Genomic DNA, 18390 nt, shown 5'->3' on the forward strand with positions numbered 1-18390 from the left:
AACCGTGAAGATAAGAACAGGACTATGGATGGCCTGTGCGCTCACTACGCCCCTGGCGTGGGCGGAGGATTCTTTCTTCGATCTCAACAGCCTCGAGATCAGCGAAGAAGAAAAGCGTAATCTCGCCAGTGACTTACGTATGAGCGCGGGAAAGCAAATCCCCGGTAGTTATCCGGTGAACATTTATGTGAACCGGAAGTTTGTCACACACCAGAACGTAGTATTTATCCAGCAAGATGAACAATTTATACCGCAGATAACGAAGCCGCTATTGCAGGAAATGAGGCTGAGAACGCATACCTTGCCGGGCCTTAAACACTTGGCAGATGACCAGCCTGTCAGCGACATCACCAAAGTGCTGCCGGGTACCCGTGTTGAAGCCGATGTGCTTTCCGGACGCCTGAACATCACCGTACCCGCCGATTATTTGCTCCCAAAAGGCGAAACGTTGCCGCAGGAATGGGATCACGGCCTGCCAATGGTATTCACTAACATCAATGCCAGTGGTTATCAGACCCAACGCCAGAACGGACGTGACAGTGAAAACCAGTACGTGAATCTCACTAACGGCGTAAATCTGGGCGCATGGCGGATACGTAACAAAAGTTACTATCAGAAGACCGCTTACTCGGCGGCTTTTACTTCAGATAAAACCTGGGTCAGCCGCGACATTCAGAGCCTGCTCTCACGATTCAGTGCAGGTGAAACGGAAACCACAGGGCTGGTTATCGAGAGTATTCGTTTTATCGGTGCCAGCCTGGAATCCATCTCAGCCATGCAATCTTCTCGTGATAATGGCTTCGGGCCACAGATTCAGGGTACCGCCTTAAGCAATGCCACCGTACAGGTGAGTCAGAATAACCGCATGATTTACCAGACATTCGTGCCACCGGGAGATTTTGTTCTTCGCGATGTGAGCGTGTCCAATGCCGGAGAGCTGGACGTGAGTGTGACGGAAGAAGATGGCACGGTGCGAACCTTCACCGTACCTGTTTCCACATCGGCAACCTTGCTGCGCCCCGGAAATATGAAATACAGCCTGAGTATCGGGCAGCATGATAACGATACGGATACCTGGTCAGACGGCAGTTCCCGCAACGTGACACACCGTGATGCCCGTAAACGTTTCGTGCAGGGTGAACTGATCTATGGCGCGAATAACACCGCGACTGTCCTGAGCGGCGCATTGATGAGTGAGGATTATCAACACGCAGCGCTTGGCATGGGTCTTAATTTAGGGAATCTGGGATCGCTGACGCCGATTGCCGGTGGCGCAAAATCTGTGCTGGCCGATGGCAGCGACAAACAAGGTTATTTTACGCAGTTGACGTACCAGAAGTATTTAACGCCAACGCAAACTTATCTGAGCCTGAGCCGGGCAAACTACACCAGAGATTTTTACACCTTTGACGACATCAACCAGTATTCCACGACCTCTAAAAAGAATTCGGTAAAAAGTACAACCTCCCTCTCCGCTTCGCAAAATCTGGCCGACTGGGGGACGTTGCGCATCAGTGCTTATGACAAGAAATATTACAACATGCAGAGCGACCGGCTGAGTTACTCTGCAAGCTGGAACACGCAAGTCCTGGGGTCCTCGCTGACGCTGAGCGTTAACCGCAGTGAGAACAAATATACCCAGGTGACAGAAAATATTATGGGTGCCACCGTCAGCATTCCGTTCAGCATTTTCTCCAGAAATGCCCCCTCAGCCAGACTTTATAACAGTTACACACAGTCCAGCCGGGGTAATAATTCACTGACCAGCCGGGTAACCGGTTCTGCCAAAGACTTACCGCTGGATTACAGCGTTTCGCAGAGTTTTGATCGCACCACCGACGGGCGCCACTCCCGGAGTCAGGCCATCAGCGCGACCTATTCTTCCCCTGTCGGGCAAGGCATGTTGGGTTACAGCAACATGAACAGTGAAAGTCAGAGCTATCAATGGCGCTGGAAAAGCGCCGTGGTGGCTCATCCCTATGGCATCACCCTCGCGCCTAACATACTTTCTGAATCAACTTCCGCCGTGCTGGTTAAAACAGAAGGCAGTGCAGGGGTCAAAGTCAAAAACCGGCGAGATGTGGTCACCAACCGGAAGGGCCACGCGATCGTTCCCACCGCGCAGGCATACCGCCAAAGCAATATCAATCTGGATGCCAGCTCTTTTGGTGATTACACCGAAATATTGGATACACAAAAAACGGTGATCCCAACGCACGGCGCGCTGGCTTTAGCCGAGTTCCAAACCAGCGTCGGTTATCGGGTACTTTTCGCCATTACACGCAACGGAAAACCTTTACCCTTTGGCTCAACGCTGGCAAACGACGCGAACAGCATTGCTAACAGTGATGGCGAAATATATGTCAGTGGCGTTAAAGACAGGCAAATACTGACGGTTAACATCGGCGAAAAGAGTGAATGCAATGTGACGTTCGACAAAACGCAGGCAACCGAACATAGCGGACTGTATGTTCTCAACGCGCAATGCTTGTAGGTTTTCACCAAAATATGCCGCCCAGACCGGAATGAAGCCATCGAAACAACTGGCAATCAATGTCGTTTATGTCATCAGTGCGTCACGCCGCTGTCAGAGCCAGACGCGCATCGTGGCTGCACACACTGATGTTATTTCCGACTCCACGAGGTAATTGCCATGCGTTTTCGTTTAGCTTCAACATTCATAGTAGCCGCTGCTGCGGCTTTCGCTTCTCAGGCGGCAACGGCTGCGCCGGTGAAAAATATTGTGTTGGTTCACGGTGCGTTTGTAGGCGGATCGGGCTGGCGTCCGGTCTACGATATTCTTACCCACGACGGCTATAACGTGACGCTGGTGCAAGAGCCGCTGACGTCCTTCGCTGAAGATGTGGCAGCTACCCAACGTATTCTGGCGATGCAGAACGGCCCGACGATTCTGGTCGGCCACAGCTATGGCGGCGCGATCATCACCGAAGCGGGTAACGATCCCCACGTCGCCGGGCTGGTTTACATCGCCGCACATGCGCTGGATAACGGTGAAACAGAAGCGATCAACGGCAAAAAATTTCCTAACGCGGCGCATCCATTTGCAAAAACGCCGGACGGTTTCCTCTACATCAACCCGGTTAATTTCCCTTCTGACTTCGCCGCAGATTTACCTTTGAAGCAGGCTGAGTTCGAGGCAAAAGCGCAAATGCTTACCTCCGCCAGCGTCTTCACCGCCAACATTCCCGATCCGGCGTGGAAGGTGAAACCCAGCTGGTACATGGTCGCAAAGGCCGACAAAATCATTAACCCGGATTTAGAACGTATGTACGCCAAACGCGCGCACAGCCACACCGTAGAAATCGCTGGCGCCAGTCATTCGGTGTATGAATCGCACCCCAAAGAGGTCGCGGCGCTGATTGAACAGGCGGCATTGGGCGCGAAGTAAAAGGGTAAAACCTGTCCCCGCTAGGCTCTGCGCGTTAACGCAATCATCAGGGAAAGGGCGTAAACGACACTGCCCAGAAAAGCGGCGGGGACGAGACTGTCATACAGGTGCCCTGGCTGGGCATCTGAGTACAAGACCAGCGCCACCACGGAGATGCCCATCATCGCGCCGGGCATGTGGATCCAGCGGGTTAAGCGCTCTTTTTTCGCTTTGTAGGCGGCAAACTCCTGGTTTGTCCGATCCAGCGTGTTACTCAGGCGCTCGCCGTTTTCTTCGTTGTTTCGAAACTGCTCAACCAGGCGGCTATTTTCATCTTCCAGCTCAGCGATTTGCTTGTTCAGTTTCGCCTTTTCATTTTTCGCATTCTGCACTTCATACTCTTCGAGCTTGAGGCTGGCACGCAGTTGGCTGATTTTAAGGTTGGCCTGGGCAGTCAGTTCCTTTTGCTGCCCCAGCAGGGCGTAATTCCCGTCAGCACGACGATTGGCGGCGTGACGTTTATCCTCTTCCTCCCGCAAACGGCGCGCCGAATCGACTTCCAGAACGGTTAAACGCTGTTGCAAGCTGTCACGCGCCGCTGCCATGGCGGCCATCTGACTGCCGGTATAGGCAATCAGGCGGTTGGCGGCCTCGATTTCTAGAGAGCTGGAGCTCCCGGCTGCACGCTGACGTGAACGCAGCAGCGCCAGTTCGTCGGCGTGTTGCTTTTTTTGTAGGTCAGACTGGCGCAGCAGCTCGCTTACCCGCGTGTTCAGACGGTACAACTCCGCTTCCATTCGTAGAACATCTTCCTTGTTGCTGCTGCCGGTCTGGTGGCGTGCAACGGCGAGTTCGTGAGTCAGGCTGCGCAGCTGTTTTTCCAGAGAGGCGAGTCTTTCGAGCGTGACGGCAGTGTCTTTATAAACGGTTTTTACTTCTGCCTTACCCGGCTCGGCGCGGTTGAATCTGACGCCTCTGAGCGCGTTTTCCACTTCGCGGGCGATGGTCGTTTTATCCATAGCCTTCATCCGGTTGCACGCGCTGGCCAGGAAAGTGGCTGCTTCGTGGCTGTTACCGGTTCCAAATGCTTGTTTGATAAGGCTCTGTATCACGCTCATGTTTGTCGCGCTCATTTGCAGTAAACGTCAGGGCAGGCGCGTTTTGCACCGGTTTACTTATTGTATCAGATAGGATTTATTTTATTTATCGGAGATATTCTGGCCAGGGGAAAGGGGCAGTCGTGATTAACTAAACGCACTCACTTCACATCCCCACCACCCGTAAACTCTCCACCCCTTTCGCACCTGATATCAACGCATTCTCGCTGTCGGCGAGCGCTGTCGGACCAGCGATCAAAAGCGTGTAGCGGGCATTGAAGTATCTGTTTTGTTTATGCGCCTGATGGAGATGGTCGAGGATATTTCGCGTATCCAGCAGAACCACTAAATGGCGGGCGTGAGTGCTGAGCTCGTTAACGCATAAGTGATCCTCGCTCAGAAATACCGCGCCCGTCTCCGACACGCCAAAACGCGCCCTTACCACGCCGACGTCCACCTCTTTCAGAGATGATGTCAGTGTATCGGCATGCAAAATGCGGTCACCGTAAACCTGTGGTGTCGCAGAGCAGAAGACAGAACCGGCGGGGTATTTGGCGCGAAGATAAGCACTCAGCGTGGCGGAACCGGTGGCCGGTGAATGCAGAAAGGTGTCATCCCATATTCCGCCGGTCAGGGTTAGCGCGCGGGCAAAGGCGTCGACCGGATCGTTCAGGGCGTCGTCATGCGGGAACAACGCGTGGATGAATTTATGCTGACGGAGGGCGGTCAGGAAATCGCTGCGGCTCATGCGCTATCCTTATCTGACGGAGGAAAACAAAGCCGGAGTCAGGTTTCCCCGCTCCGGCTCTCTGAGTGAAAATCTTAGTGGAATTGCAAATAAGCCACATGCGTTTGCAGATATTCCTGCAAACCGTGCTTACCGTCCGCACCACCCACGCCGGATTTACGCCAGCCGGCGTGGAAACCCTGCATCGCTTCGAAGTTCTCGCGGTTGATGTAGGTTTCACCGAACTTCAGTTGTTTCAGTGCTTTCATCGCGGTGTTGATGTTGCTGGTGTAGATAGAGGATGTCAGCCCGTATTCGCTGTCATTGGCCATTGAGATGGCTTCCTCGAGCGTTTTAAACGTCGCCACCGGCAATACCGGGCCGAAGACTTCCTCATGCATGATCGGCATTTCCTGTTTAACATCCACCAGCAACGTCGGAGGATAGAAGAAGCCGGTGCCGCTTTCGCGCTTACCGCCCAACAGTACTTTCGCGCCCTGAGAAACCGCTTTCGCGACTTTGTCTTCCACGCGTTGTAACGCAGCAGCACTGATCAACGGGCCCATATCCAGCTCTTTTTTCTCCGCCGTATTGCCGAACGTAACAGCTTTCATCGCGGCACTGATGCGTGAGATGAATTCGTCGTAAACACCTTCCTGCACGTAAACACGCTCCGCGCAGTTACACACCTGCCCGGTATTGATGACACGAGAACTGACGATGGCTTTGACCGCCAAATCTAAATCTGCGTCGTTCATGACGATAGCCGGCGCTTTGCCGCCGAGTTCCAGGGAGACCTTGGTGACGTTCTGCGCCGCTGCGGTCATGGTGGCGATCCCGGCGGCGACGCTGCCGGTCAGGCTGACCATCCCGACTTTCGGATTGGCCGCCAGCTCCTGACCCACAGTCGGGCCATACCCGGTGACGATGTTCAGCACGCCTTTTGGAAGGCCAATTTTATGGATGATTTCTGCGAAGATAACCGCATTGTTAGGCGTAATTTCACTCGGTTTGATCACAATGGTGTTACCGGTGATCAGCGCCGGAGCCGCTTTACGGGCGATCAGGAAGAACGGGAAATTCCACGGCAGAATGCCGGTGGTCACGCCGATGGCTTTGCGGAAGACAAAAATGTTCTCGTTAGGCCGGTCGCTCTGAATGATCTCACCTTCGTAACGGCGCGCCCATTCGGCCATGTAATCAAGGTAATCGGCGGTGAATAACACTTCGGTTTGCGCCAGACCGTAGGTTTTGCCGCCTTCGGCAATAATCGTCTCGGTCAGTTCAGGCTCGCGCTCGCGGATCCCGGCAGCGATTTTATGCAGCCACACGCCGCGTTCTACCGCAGGCAACGCTTCCCAGCCCGGCTGCGCCACTTCGGCAGCATCGATAGCGCGCCTGGCATCTTCCGCAGAACCTTCAGGGATCTGTGATATCACCTGTTCCGTCGCCGGATTCACAACATCAATCCACTTTCCGCCGGTGTTTTCAACGAATTCGCCGTTGATGTACATACGTTTCTGAACTGTGCCCATATAAGGTGTCTCCAAAGTACGGATAGAGTGATGAACGAGTTGTTAAAAAATAAGTTCTTTTTTGTGAAGTTTTAACAGCCTGTTCCATCCGCAGGGGTTTTACCTTTCCGTGGCTGCCAGCCGGGCGTGGGAAATGGCAAAAATGTCATGGTCGGGCTGCCCGACGTAACATTTTTGCAAATTATCGATGAAAGACGAGATCAGGAGTCAGAGGCGGGCATTTCGCGGCGCGTAACCAAATTCACGTTTAAAGAGGGTCGAAAAGTAGTTGCTGTCGCAGAAGCCGCACTGATGAGCAATATCGGTAATTGAGCTGTCGCTGAACCTCAGCAGGTTGCGGGCATTGATCAGCCGCAGGCGGTTGAGATAGTTCAGCGGTGTGCAGCCGGTCTGCTGTTTCATCTGGCGGTGCAGCGTGCGCAACGACATCGAGAACCGTTCGGCAAGTACCGGCCAGTCGATTTCTTCGTCGTAATGTTCGTTCATCCAGTCGAGCAAATTATTGAGATCGCCGCCCTGCCCGCCATAACCGACGTCACGACTCCCTTTTCGCAGCAGTAATAACAGCTGCATAAAATAAAGTTCCTGTTGCGCCTGCGACTCCGGCGACTGGCTGGCAGTTTTTTGCGCCAGCAGGTCGATCAGCGTTTTGGCCTGCGCGACCTGTCCTGGATTGATGCGCCAGTGCGCCGGATAAATCCCGTCAACTTCCTGCGGCAGCAGGTCGCCGACGCCGCTGAGAAAGCGAAACGCATCCGGGCTGCGGTACAGCACATTGGTCAGGTGCAGATTGTCGGTATCTTCATATAAATGATGGTCGCGGTGACGCACAAAACAGACGCTGCCCGCGCTGAGGATCAGCGGTTGATCGTTAAAAACATGGGTGCCGGTGCCCTGTTCGACCAGCACAATTTCGTTAAAATCCTGATGATGATGTTCAGGAAAGGTCTCCTGCGGATAACGGGGTTCAATGGCGACCGGGAAATCTCCTGAGGGGAAATACTCACTACTGCGTAACACCGTCATTTCCGACTCCTTATTAACATTATCGTAATATCTTAGTCGGCGATGACGTGGTCATCGGGCTGAAACTGTGACCGGACAGTCGCTTTTGAATAAAACCCGTCTTTCTCTGCTAAATCTTGCGAAAAACCCCGTATGACGCAGGTTTACGCCTCATTTTAGTGCGCCTTTTTACCGACAAATCGCCGTGTTTTTCTGACCGTTTCGCCAGCGCATAACAAGATTGTTATCAATTTGTGAGGTTGTTCTCCCGAACCTTTGCACCTTTGCCATAGTTGGCTAACAACTGGCACTCGCGGAAAGGTCAGTTTGTCATCAACCTCCTAGAGTCGTGATCATGCGCCTGGCGCGTCGGCAACTTTTCGTCGTTATCCTTTTTGCAGATTTTGCGAATTAGCATGCGGAGTACAAAAAATGAAATTAAAACACGTACTGAGCCTTACCCTGATCGCGAGCAGCATCCTGATGGCCGGCGCGGCATCGTCGGAAGTGAAAATTGCGCTGGTGGCGAAATCACTGGGCAACGGATTTTTTGAAGCGGCCAACGTCGGCGCACAACAGGCCGCGAAAGAACTGGGCGATGTAAAAGTGATTTACACCGGCCCGACCACCACCACCGCCGAAGCGCAGATCGAAGTGCTGAATGGCCTGATCGCTCAGGGCGTGGACGCGATCGCCGTCTCTGCCAATGACCCGGACGCGCTGGTGCCAGTGCTGAAAAAGGCCATGCAGCGTGGCATCAAAGTGGTGTCATGGGATTCCGGTGTAGCGAAAGAAGGTCGTCAGATCCATCTCAATCCGTCGAATAATGCGCTGATTGGCGAAACCAACGTCAAACTGGCCGCCGATGCGCTGAAAGCGCTCAACGTGGAGAAAGGCGACGTTGCTATTCTCAGCGCCACACCGACCTCGACCAATCAGAATTTGTGGATTGCTGAGATGAAAAAGGTGCTACCGAAGTATCCTTCCGTGAACCTGGTGACCACAGCCTATGGCGATGATTTATCAGATAAAAGCTATCGCGAAACCATTGGCCTGCTGAAGTCGTATCCCGACCTGAAAGTCATCATCTCGCCATCCTCTGTTGGGATCGTGGCGGCGGCGCAGGCGGTGAAAGATCAGGGCAAAATCGGTAAAGTGTACGTCACCGGTCTTGGGTTACCCTCTGAAATGGCAGGGGCGATAAAATCCGGCGCGACCAAAAGCTTCGCCATCTGGAATCCGATTGATTTGGGTTACGCCGCCACCTATCTGGCCGATGATCTGGTTAAAGGCACGGCCACGAAAACTGAAGCCAGCATGGGGCGTTTAGGTAAAGTGAAACTGGACGCCGACGGCAGCGGCGCAATGGCTGAGCCCTTCATTTATGACGCCAGCAACATCGACAAATTCTCCAAAATATTCTGATCCTGAATGCGGCTGACCGGTTTCCGGTTGGCCGTTTTGTTGTGCTTCGTCAGGGGAAATCTATGACCGATATCACACCGTTGCTGTCCTTAAAGGGGATCAGCAAAGTCTTTCCGGGCGTCAGGGCACTGAATAATGTGCATGTGGATTTGTATCCGGGAAAAGTCACCGCCCTGATTGGCGAAAACGGCGCAGGAAAATCGACGCTGGTCAAAGTCATGACCGGCATTTATCAGCCGGAAGAAGGCGAGCTGCGCTATAAAGCCATTCCGATCAAATTGCCCAATCCCGAATCTGCGCACAAAGTCGGGATCACCGCGATTCATCAGGAAACCGTGCTGTTTGACGAGCTTTCTGTTACCGAAAATATCTTCGTCGGCCACTATCTGTATTCCGGGATATTTAAACGCCTGAACTGGCCGGCGATGCATCAGCAGGCACGCGATATCCTGACGCGGCTGGAAGTGAATATCGATCCGCACGCCACCCTGAAAGACCTGAGCATCGCACAGCGTCACATGGTAGCGATTGCCCGTGCGCTGTCATTCGATGCGCAGGTGGTCATTCTGGACGAACCGACCGCCGCACTGTCGCAGCATGAAATCACCGAGTTTTATCAGATAGTCGAACGCCTGAAGCACGAGGGCAAAGCCATCCTGTTTATCTCGCACAAATTCGACGAAATCTTCGCGATTTCTGATTATTACACCGTGCTGCGTGACGGCAGCTACGTCGGTTCCGGCAAAATCAGCGACATCACCGAGCAAACCATGGTGACGATGATGGTCGGGCGCGAAGTGAGTCAGGCCTATCCGAAAGTGAACTGCGAACCAGGCGAGACGGTGCTGGAAGTTCAAAACCTCAGCCATCCGACCGAATTCGCCGGGATCAATTTCTCACTGCGCAAAGGCGAAATTCTAGGGTTCTACGGGCTGGTCGGCGCAGGCCGGACCGAACTGATGCAGGCGCTGTTTGGCGTCACGCAGCCGGGCGGCGGCCATATTCTTATCCACGGCAAAGAACATCATTTCACGCGCCCTTCACAGGCGATCCGCGCGGGCATTGTTTATGTCCCGGAAGAGCGGCAAAAACAGGGCGCGATCATTGATTTGCCAATAAGCCAGAATATCAGCCTGCCGCAGCTCAGCCAGCTGAATCCGCGCGGTGTGCTCAACGATAAAAAAGAGTGGGCGCTGGCCGATGACTACGCCAAACGGTTGCAGGTAAAAGCTTCGAGCTGGAAACAGGCCGTGGGCACGCTCTCCGGCGGTAACCAGCAAAAAGTGGTGATAGCAAAATGGCTGGCGACCAAACCGGACATCATCATTCTGGATGAGCCGACCAAGGGCATTGATATCGGCTCGAAAGCCGCGGTGCATCAGTTTATGTCCGAGCTGGTCGGGCGAGGGCTGGCGGTGATTATGGTGTCTTCAGAACTGCCGGAAGTGATGGGCATGGCAGACCGGATCATCGTGATGCACGAAGGGCTGATGGTGGCAGAATTCAAAGCCGGCGAAGCCAGCGCCGAAATGATTGTCAGCGCCGCCAGCGGCGCGGGCGAGGAGGCAGCATGATCAAAAAACTGCTGAAGTACCGCGAGCTGTTGCTGGCGGTGGTGATTGTGCTGATGGTATTTGGCGTCGGCGCACGTTCACCGGAGTTTATCGGCGTCGGCAATTTGCTGGAAATGTTCAATGACACCTCGATTCTGATCATTTTGGCGCTCGGCCAGATGATGGTGCTGCTGACCAAAGGTATCGATCTGTCGATGGCGGCGAATCTGGCGCTGACCGGTATGATCGTCGCGCTGATTAATTTCCATCATCCGGATGTACCTGTGTGGGCACTGGTGGTACTGGCGACGCTGCTCGGGCTGGTGATGGGGGCGATAAACGGGCTGTTGGTGTGGAAAATCGGCATCCCGCCAATCGTAGTTACGCTTGGCACCATGAGTATTTATCGCGGCATCATTTTCCTGCTCTCCAACGGCGGCTGGATCAATGCCCATCAGATGAGCCCGGACTTTCTCAGTCTGCCGCGTGCGACCTTTATCGGCCTGCCACTGTTAGGCTGGTGCGCGATTGCTGCGCTGATACTGGTGGCGTATTTCCTGCGTTACAGCCGCACCGGACGTGCGCTATACACGGCAGGTGGCAATGCGACAGCCGCGTATTACACCGGCATCAACGCCGGAAAAATGCAGTTCGTCAGCTTCTGCCTCTCCGGCGCGTTGGCCGGTTTCTGCGGATATCTGTGGATTTCGCGCTTTGCAGTCGCCTACGTGGACGTCGCCAACGGTTTTGAATTGCAGATTGTCGCGGCGTGCGTGATTGGCGGGATCAGTACCATGGGCGGCATCGGTTCGGTAGTGGGTTGTCTGCTCGGGGCGCTGTTCCTCGGCGTGATCAACAATGCGTTACCGGTGATCGAAGTCTCGCCTTTCTGGCAGATGGCGATTTCCGGCGGCGTGATTGTCATTGCAGTGATCCTCAACGAACGCGCCAATAAACGTAAAGGGCGGCTTATTTTACGCCATGCGGCCCCTGTTCATTCTGCCCATGCTGAAAGCGGAGCAAGATCATGACTAAAATCTTAACGTCGCGCCCCGCCACACGAGAAAGTTCGTCGATGGCCGTCACGCCGTTTTTGCGCCGGCTGATGTGTTGGGAAGGTTTTTTGCTGGTGGTGACGCTGCTGGTGTTCGTGGTGAACGCCCTCGCCTCACCCTATTTTCTCAATATTTGGAATCTCTCGGACGCGACATTTAACTTCACCGAGAAAGCCATTATCGTGCTGCCGATGGCGATGCTGATTATCGCACGTGAAATCGATCTGTCGGTGGCGTCTACCATGGCGTTGAGTTCAACTATCATGGGCTTTTGCGCACAGGCCGGTTTACCGACGCCTGCGTTAGTGGGCGTTGGGCTGAGCGTCGGATTACTCTGCGGGCTGGTCAACGGGCTGCTGGTGACGCGCCTGAATCTGTCGTCTATCGTCATCACCATCGGTACCATGAGCCTGTTTCGCGGGCTGACCTATGTACTGCTTGGCGATCAGTCGCTGAACCATTATCCGGCCAGTTTCGCCTGGTTCGGACAGGGTTACGTTTGGGGTCCGTTGTCGTTTGAATTCGCGCTGTTCCTGGTGCTCGGTGCAGTATTTTATTTCCTGCTGCACAAAACTAATTTTGGCCGCCGGACTTACGCCATCGGCAATAATCCGGTCGCGGCCTGGTATTCGGGGATTAACGTTAAACGTCACAATCTGACGCTGTTCGTGCTGGTTGGCCTGATGTCCGGGCTGGCGGCAGTGCTGCTAACCTCACGTCTGGGCAGCACGCGTCCAACGCTGGCGCTCGGCTGGGAGCTGAGCGTTATCACCATGGCGGTGCTCGGCGGGGTCAGCGTGCTCGGCGGCTCCGGCAGCATGACCGGCGTGATTATCGCCGCATTCCTGATGGGGCTGCTGACCTTCGGCCTCAGCCTGCTCAACGTGCCGGGCATTGTGATGTCGGTGATTGTCGGTGTAATGTTGATCGTGGTGATCTCATTGCCGGTGTTGTACCGGCGGGTGCTGGCGCGGGGGAATTGATCGTGATGAGGATCCCCGCTTTCGGGCGGGGAGCAATTACACAACAGCTATTGGCATTTGAATGGTTATGTTTTTGTAATGTGTGAAGATTGTGTTTCGATACCTTCACGTAAGGCTTGCGCCAATTTATCCAGCATAAAACTGATAAACCCCGTGCAGTTACTGGCGCGATCGCATTCGCCAAGAACGCGGTAGTAATCCTGCTGTTCATTATGGATTAGCGTTTCTACCGGAAGCCATGCCAGCTCTGAACGCCACTGGCTGAGGATCAGTGTCTGCCACAAACGTCCCATTCTGCCGTTGCCGTCAGCGAACGGGTGAATAAATTCAAATTCATAATGGAAAATCGAACTGGCGATAAGCGGGTGAATATCCGTTTCTTTCAGCCAGTTCAGCAGATCAGACATCAGACGGGCAAGCTGCCCGGCGGGCGGCGCCATATGAATAAGCGGGTTGTCGCGATACACACCTACGTTGCCACTGCGCAGATGGCCTGGCGCATCCACCAGTCCGGTCATCAGTATTTGGTGGGCTTTCAGAACATCCTCAAGACGATGGCTTTTCCATGCGGGTAACTGCTCGTAGGTCAGGATAGCGTTACGCACCTCCTGAATATCCTTATGCGGCGCGAGCACGCGCTTGCCTTCCATAATAGCCGTCACCTGCTGCATGGACAGGCTGTTGTGCTCGATAGCGAGCGACGCCTGAATAGTGCGAATGCGGTTTTCTTTTCGCAACAGCACGGATGACTGTTCAGCATGTGCAGCCCAACGCCCCAGCAATTCCCCAACGTCCACGACCAGGTTGAGGATCTGTGGCGTGATACTGTACGGTGGCTGATAACCTGCCATTCAGTGCTCCTTGTTCAAAAGTGATGCGGCATAGTATCACGCGGAAAAATCTTCAAAAAACCTTCTTTCATCACAGTCACTTGATCCCGCCCGCCCTCCTCCCGTAGTTTAATCAGACACGGGGTTTCTGAATGTCTTGATACAAAAGGATAACGCATGCGGATATTAGTGGTAGGGGCCGGGGCAACTGGCGGGTATTTTGGCGCGCGGCTGGCGCAGGCTGGCCAGGACGTAACGTTTTTGCTGCGTGAAAAACGCGCCCTGGCGGTGCAGGAACACGGGCTGACGGTGCATAGCCCGCATGGGGATTTCCATTTTCAACCGACCGTACTGCAGGCTTCGCAACTCACCGGCCCTTATGACCTGATCCTGCTTACGGTGAAAAGCTTCGGGCTGGAAGCGGCAATGAAAGACATTGCGCCGGTAGTCGGTGAACAAACGATGATCCTGCCCGTTCTTAACGGCATGAAGCATATGGAGACGCTGAGCCTGCGTTTTGGCGAACATGCGCTGATCGGCGGCTTATGCAAGATTAACGCAACGCTCGACGCAGAAGGCCATATCCATCAGATGACCCCCATGCACCAGATTTTCTACGGTGAACTCTCAGGCGACAAGAGCGAGCGTATTCTGCGCGTCGATCAGGCATTTCAAAATGCCGGTTTTGAGGCATTCCTGTCCGAAACCATCATCAGCGATTTGTGGGAAAAATGGCTGCTGCTTTCCAGCTTTGGGGCGATCACCTGCACCATGCGCGGCAATATCGGTCAGGTCGCGTCAGCGCCCGGCGGTAAAGAGTTTGCTCTGGGCATTGTGAATGAAGCGCTCACCACCATGAAAGCCTTTGGCTACGCAGAGCGCGCGGCTGCGGTAGCGAAAACGAAGGAAGCGGTAACCGATAAAAATTCGCAGCAAACATCATCGATGTATCGTGATATGACGCAGGGTAATGCGGTGGAAGCCGATCAGATCGTCGGCGATCTGGTAGAGCGCGCCATTCGGGTAGGAATACAAGTTCCCCTGTTGCAAGCCGCCTATACACATCTTTGTGTGTATCAGCTGACACGCAAATCCGCTTAATTCTTTTCTGACGCCCGTTATCGACGCGGGCTATTTACCCGGATGGATTTCTAAATAACTTAATACGTAAATGAATTTAGGGTGAATAAACAATGTCAGGTCGGGTATGCAAAAGATCAGCCAGTTCAGCATAATTCGCTTATAAGAATATCTTTCAGGGCTAAGTGCAGACGAAAAACCTTAAGTGATTTTACTTACAAAAAGGGGATGGATGCCAAAAAGGGATCTTTCAGGATCGCGGAGCGTATGGAAAAGTTATTATTGGGTTACTAAATAGGCGAAAAAAAAGGGTGGACTGCGACAATATTATTCTCTCCAGCGATTCCCTGTTTTGTGTTAAGAAAACAGGAAATCTCAGGAACATCAGTAATACGGGCGTATTATTAACGTGCGATCAGGAAACTTTCCAGAGTGGCACCCGCATCCATCGCTGCTTTGATGGCTGATGGGGTACGGCCCTGACCGGTCCAGGTTTTGTGTTCGCCGTTGGTGTCTTTGTATTCATAGATAGCAGGACGTGGCTGGCGTTTAGACTTGGTTTTGGTGGTTTCTTTCGCGCCCTGATGAGTCACCAGATCGTCGATATCGATGCCGTCTTCTTCCAGCATTTTGCGATATTTAGAAAGTTTCTCGTTACGCTCTTGCTGTTGTGCGCTAACTGCTTTCACATTTTCGCGAGATTCTTCAACAATCGCCGTTAACTTCTCAAGGATTTCTTCAAGAGTTTCCAGTGGCATTTCGCGAGCCTGCGCGCGAAGTGTACGGATATTATTCAAAACGTTTAATGCGTTGTCCATGATGTTCCTGCCAGTATGAGAGTTTAATTTTTTTGAAAGTGGATATGATTCTACACAAACAAATAAGTATATCAATTGGGCCAGCGTAATATTACTGATTATTATCCAATAATCTGTCTATTTGTTTCATGGTATTAACCGATAATACATATTTACGTATGGAAGATCTTATCTTCACTAAAGAAAATCGGGTCAAGGACTGACGTCTCGCCGCCTTAGCAATTACCTAAGCCAAATTTTACTCGTACTTTTAATACTATCACCCAGTGAAATGATAACCCCGATATAATTCAGGTCATTGAGATAAGCAGATTTCTCTGGCCCGCTTACGCTCTTCATAATGTCTTCCGTTCGTCCTCACAGGGCCTTAATACGAAAAATTTACTAGAAAATTTAACAATTTCCGCTTTAGAATGTGATTCACATCACGGCAGGATTTTTTTCTCATCTATGTACAAAACTATTTTTTTCGTTTTCACCGCCTGTCTTTTTTTAAAGCTGGCGCTCGACTGGCAAATCATTTTGCAGGTGGCGGAGAGCTGATTTTCGCCTCTGACGCCATCGCGATAAATTCAGACAGATTTCTCGATAATGTTCCCCGCCGCCATATCAGCCAGGTCGTCAGATACCGGTAATGATCCGCCAGCGGCCAGATGCTGACCGTACTGCTGCCGGGCATACTTTCCAGCATACTGCGCGGCATCAGCGCCAGCCCGCCACCGGCGATCACGCACGCCAGCATGCCGTGATAGGACTCCATCTCATAGATTTTTCCGGGGGATGCGTCATCTTCCCTGAACCAGCTTTCGAAATGTCGGCGATAGGAACAGTTGGAACGAAACGCGTAGACGATTTCCCCGTTCACCTCCTGCCCCCGCGTAACCGGTGCGTGATGTCCCGGCGCGACAATCACCATTTCCTCCTGAAACACCGGCACACCGTCGAGCACCGGATGCACCAACGGGCCATCGACGAAGGTGGCCTCCAGTTCGCCCTCCAGCACTTTCTCCAGCAATTCCCCGGAAGGACCAGTGCTCAGCGCCAGTTCCACTTTACCGAACTTTTGATGATATCGCGTCAGCAGCGGCGGAATACGTACCGCAGCCGTGCTTTCCAGCGCACCGAGCGCAAAAACACCCTGCGGCTCATCGCCGGAAACCGATGCCCGCGCTTCTTCCACCAGATCGAGAATGCGGTTGTTGTAACTGAGGAAGTTGCGCCCGGCCGGTGACAAACGCAGGCGCTGATTCTCGCGAATAAACAAATCTACGCCCAGTTCGGCTTCCAGCTGTTTGATGCGCGTAGTGAGATTCGACGGCACGCGGTGAACCAGCTGCGCGGCGGCGCTGATACTGCCGGTCTGCGCGACGGCACGGAACATCTCCAGTTGTGACAAATTCATAACCATTCTCAAAATGTGAAAGGAAAGCTTATTTTTATTCATTTTTATTGAGCCATGCAAGTAGCTATTCTGTTTCCAACGTTCTCAAAGAGGAAAACAAAATGACTCAGGCCATTTCACTGAACCCGTTTAACGGCGAACGCATCGCCGAATACCCTTACGATTCCGCACTGGCGCTCGAAGCCGCCGTGGCACAGGGCAGCACCGCATTTAAACATTGGCGCAAGGTAGATATTAACCAACGTGCAAGCCGACTGATTCAGCTGGCCGCAGAACTGCGTGATGCCGGTGAGGAAATCGCCCGCACGATTGCTCTGGAAATGGGTAAACCGGTCAGACAGGCGCGGGCCGAAGTCGAGAAATCCGCAAGTCTTTGTGAGTGGTATGCCAAAAACGGCCCGGCAATGCTGGCACCGGAGTCGACCCTGGTCGATAACGGCGTAGCACATATTCACTATCGTCCATCCGGCATGATTCTGGCCGTTATGCCGTGGAATTTCCCGGTCTGGCAGATCCTGCGCGGCGCGGTTCCTGCCATGCTGGCGGGGAATACTTTCCTGCTTAAACCTGCACCAAACGTGATGGGCACCACGTATCTGGTCAAACAGGCTGCGCTGAGAGCGGGATTCCCGGCCGGTGTGTTTGGCGTGATTAATGTTGATACACCCGCTGTGGCAGAACTTATCGCCGACAGCCGCGTCACCGCCGTGACCGTGACCGGCAGCGTGCGGGCAGGCGCCGCGATCGCCGAACTGGCCGGGAAATCGGTGAAAAAATGCGTACTGGAACTCGGCGGTTCAGATCCGTTTATCGTGCTCAATGATGCCAGTCTGGATGACGCGGTGGCCGCCGCCGTTGCAGGCCGTTATCAGAATACCGGGCAGGTATGTGCCGCCGCTAAACGCATGATCGTTGAAGAAGGCGTACTGGAAGACTTCACGGCGAAATTTGTTGCCGCCACGCAGGCGCTGGTGATGGGTAATCCGCTGGATGACGCCACCTACATTGGCCCGATGGCGCGTTTCGATCTGCGAGATGAACTTCATCAACAGGTTCAGGACAGTCTGGCGCAGGGCGCAACGCTTTTACTTGGCGGTGAGAAAATCGCGGGGAAAGGCAATTTCTACGCCCCCACCGTGCTCGGAAACGTGACTCCGGCAATGACCGCATTTCGTCAGGAGCTGTTTGGTCCGGTTGCGGCGATTACCGTGGCGCGTGATGCATCACATGCGGTTGAACTGGCAAATGACAGCGATTTCGGGCTGAGCGCAACAATTTATACGGCCAATTTGGAACTGGCGAAAGAGATGACGGAGGAACTGGAAACAGGCGGCGTCTTTATCAATGGTTACAGCGCATCGGATCCGCGCGTGGCGTTTGGTGGCGTGAAAAAAAGCGGGTATGGCCGCGAGCTGTCTCACTTCGGTTTACGCGAGTTTTGCAATGTGCAGACCGTGTGGACTGACCGTAAGTAGTCGCCAATGGCTTAGCC

Annotated in this window: 14 protein-coding genes and 1 pseudogene; 8 read left to right on the forward strand and 7 right to left on the reverse strand. The window is 53.4% G+C overall.

Annotated features, from left to right (window positions below):
• The first annotated feature begins 4 nt into the window (after nucleotides 1-4).
• Both I2123_RS23460 and I2123_RS23465 read left to right on the forward strand, forming a co-directional pair.
• A complete protein-coding gene (locus I2123_RS23460; RefSeq protein WP_213052617.1) occupies nucleotides 5-2494 on the forward strand; it encodes a fimbria/pilus outer membrane usher protein in 2490 nt (829 codons plus the stop codon).
• Nucleotides 2495-2653: 159 nt separating this feature from the next.
• The gene (locus I2123_RS23465) at nucleotides 2654-3409 is read left to right on the forward strand and encodes an alpha/beta hydrolase (protein ID WP_112163945.1); all 756 of its coding nucleotides are present in this window, start codon (nucleotides 2654-2656) and stop codon (nucleotides 3407-3409) included.
• Between the two features lie 20 nt (nucleotides 3410-3429).
• Here I2123_RS23465 and I2123_RS23470 read toward each other — a convergent pair whose 3' ends face one another.
• The 4 genes from I2123_RS23470 to rhaS (I2123_RS23485) all read right to left on the reverse strand — a co-directional run bounded on the left by I2123_RS23470 (nucleotide 3430) and on the right by rhaS (I2123_RS23485) (nucleotide 7773).
• Nucleotides 3430-4506 carry a coiled-coil domain-containing protein gene (locus I2123_RS23470; protein ID WP_213052618.1) on the reverse strand — a complete coding sequence of 359 codons (1077 nt, stop codon included), beginning with the start codon at nucleotides 4504-4506 and terminating at the stop codon, nucleotides 3430-3432.
• Nucleotides 4507-4651: 145 nt separating this feature from the next.
• Nucleotides 4652-5233, reverse strand: a complete 582-nt coding sequence (locus I2123_RS23475; RefSeq protein ID WP_213052619.1) for an LUD domain-containing protein — start codon at nucleotides 5231-5233, stop codon at nucleotides 4652-4654.
• A 74-nt stretch (nucleotides 5234-5307) separates the two neighbouring features.
• Nucleotides 5308-6747: an aldehyde dehydrogenase gene (gene aldA, locus I2123_RS23480; protein WP_213052620.1), complete on the reverse strand. Its 1440-nt coding sequence runs from the start codon at nucleotides 6745-6747 to the stop codon at nucleotides 5308-5310.
• A gap of 207 nt (nucleotides 6748-6954) precedes the next feature.
• Nucleotides 6955-7773, reverse strand: coding sequence for an HTH-type transcriptional activator RhaS (rhaS, locus tag I2123_RS23485; RefSeq protein WP_213052621.1), 819 nt, complete (start codon nucleotides 7771-7773; stop codon nucleotides 6955-6957).
• 411 nt (nucleotides 7774-8184) lie between these two features.
• Here rhaS (I2123_RS23485) and rhaS (I2123_RS23490) point away from each other — a divergent pair, with 411 nt between their 5' ends.
• From rhaS (I2123_RS23490) to I2123_RS23505, 4 genes are all read left to right on the forward strand, one after another.
• A complete protein-coding gene (rhaS, locus tag I2123_RS23490; RefSeq protein ID WP_213052622.1) occupies nucleotides 8185-9177 on the forward strand; it encodes a rhamnose ABC transporter substrate-binding protein in 993 nt (330 codons plus the stop codon).
• A gap of 62 nt (nucleotides 9178-9239) precedes the next feature.
• Entirely contained in the window at nucleotides 9240-10751 is a 1512-nt protein-coding gene (locus I2123_RS23495; RefSeq protein ID WP_213052623.1) for a sugar ABC transporter ATP-binding protein, read from the forward strand.
• Nucleotides 10748-11761, forward strand: coding sequence for an ABC transporter permease (locus I2123_RS23500; protein WP_213052624.1), 1014 nt, complete (start codon nucleotides 10748-10750; stop codon nucleotides 11759-11761). The genes I2123_RS23495 and I2123_RS23500 overlap by 4 nt, the downstream gene beginning before the upstream one ends.
• 44 nt (nucleotides 11762-11805) lie before the next feature.
• Nucleotides 11806-12768, forward strand: a complete 963-nt coding sequence (locus tag I2123_RS23505) for an ABC transporter permease (protein ID WP_413535610.1) — start codon at nucleotides 11806-11808, stop codon at nucleotides 12766-12768.
• A gap of 80 nt (nucleotides 12769-12848) precedes the next feature.
• Here the strand turns inward: I2123_RS23505 and I2123_RS23510 are convergent.
• A pseudogene (locus tag I2123_RS23510) lies at nucleotides 12849-13619 on the reverse strand (Fic family protein); the annotation flags it as partial.
• 156 nt (nucleotides 13620-13775) lie between these two features.
• On the opposite strand from I2123_RS23510, the gene panE reads away from it, so the two are divergent.
• Nucleotides 13776-14699 carry a 2-dehydropantoate 2-reductase gene (panE, locus tag I2123_RS23515; RefSeq protein ID WP_213052627.1) on the forward strand — a complete coding sequence of 308 codons (924 nt, stop codon included), beginning with the start codon at nucleotides 13776-13778 and terminating at the stop codon, nucleotides 14697-14699.
• A 383-nt stretch (nucleotides 14700-15082) separates the two neighbouring features.
• On the opposite strand, the gene I2123_RS23520 is transcribed toward panE, so the two are convergent.
• Both I2123_RS23520 and ptrR read right to left on the reverse strand, forming a co-directional pair.
• Complete coding sequence (locus I2123_RS23520; protein WP_112163934.1) at nucleotides 15083-15496, reverse strand: H-NS family histone-like protein; 414 nt, start codon at nucleotides 15494-15496, stop codon at nucleotides 15083-15085.
• Between the two features lie 517 nt (nucleotides 15497-16013).
• Entirely contained in the window at nucleotides 16014-16898 is an 885-nt protein-coding gene (gene ptrR / locus I2123_RS23525; RefSeq protein WP_213052628.1) for a putrescine utilization regulator PtrR, read from the reverse strand.
• A 101-nt stretch (nucleotides 16899-16999) separates the two neighbouring features.
• Here ptrR and I2123_RS23530 point away from each other — a divergent pair, with 101 nt between their 5' ends.
• Nucleotides 17000-18373: an aldehyde dehydrogenase family protein gene (locus I2123_RS23530; RefSeq protein WP_112163932.1), complete on the forward strand. Its 1374-nt coding sequence runs from the start codon at nucleotides 17000-17002 to the stop codon at nucleotides 18371-18373.
• Nucleotides 18374-18390 lie beyond the last annotated feature (17 nt).

Origin of the sequence: Rahnella inusitata (assembly GCF_018288855.1) — a bacterium.
In the GTDB taxonomy this organism is placed as follows: Bacteria; Pseudomonadota; Gammaproteobacteria; order Enterobacterales; family Enterobacteriaceae; genus Rahnella; species Rahnella inusitata.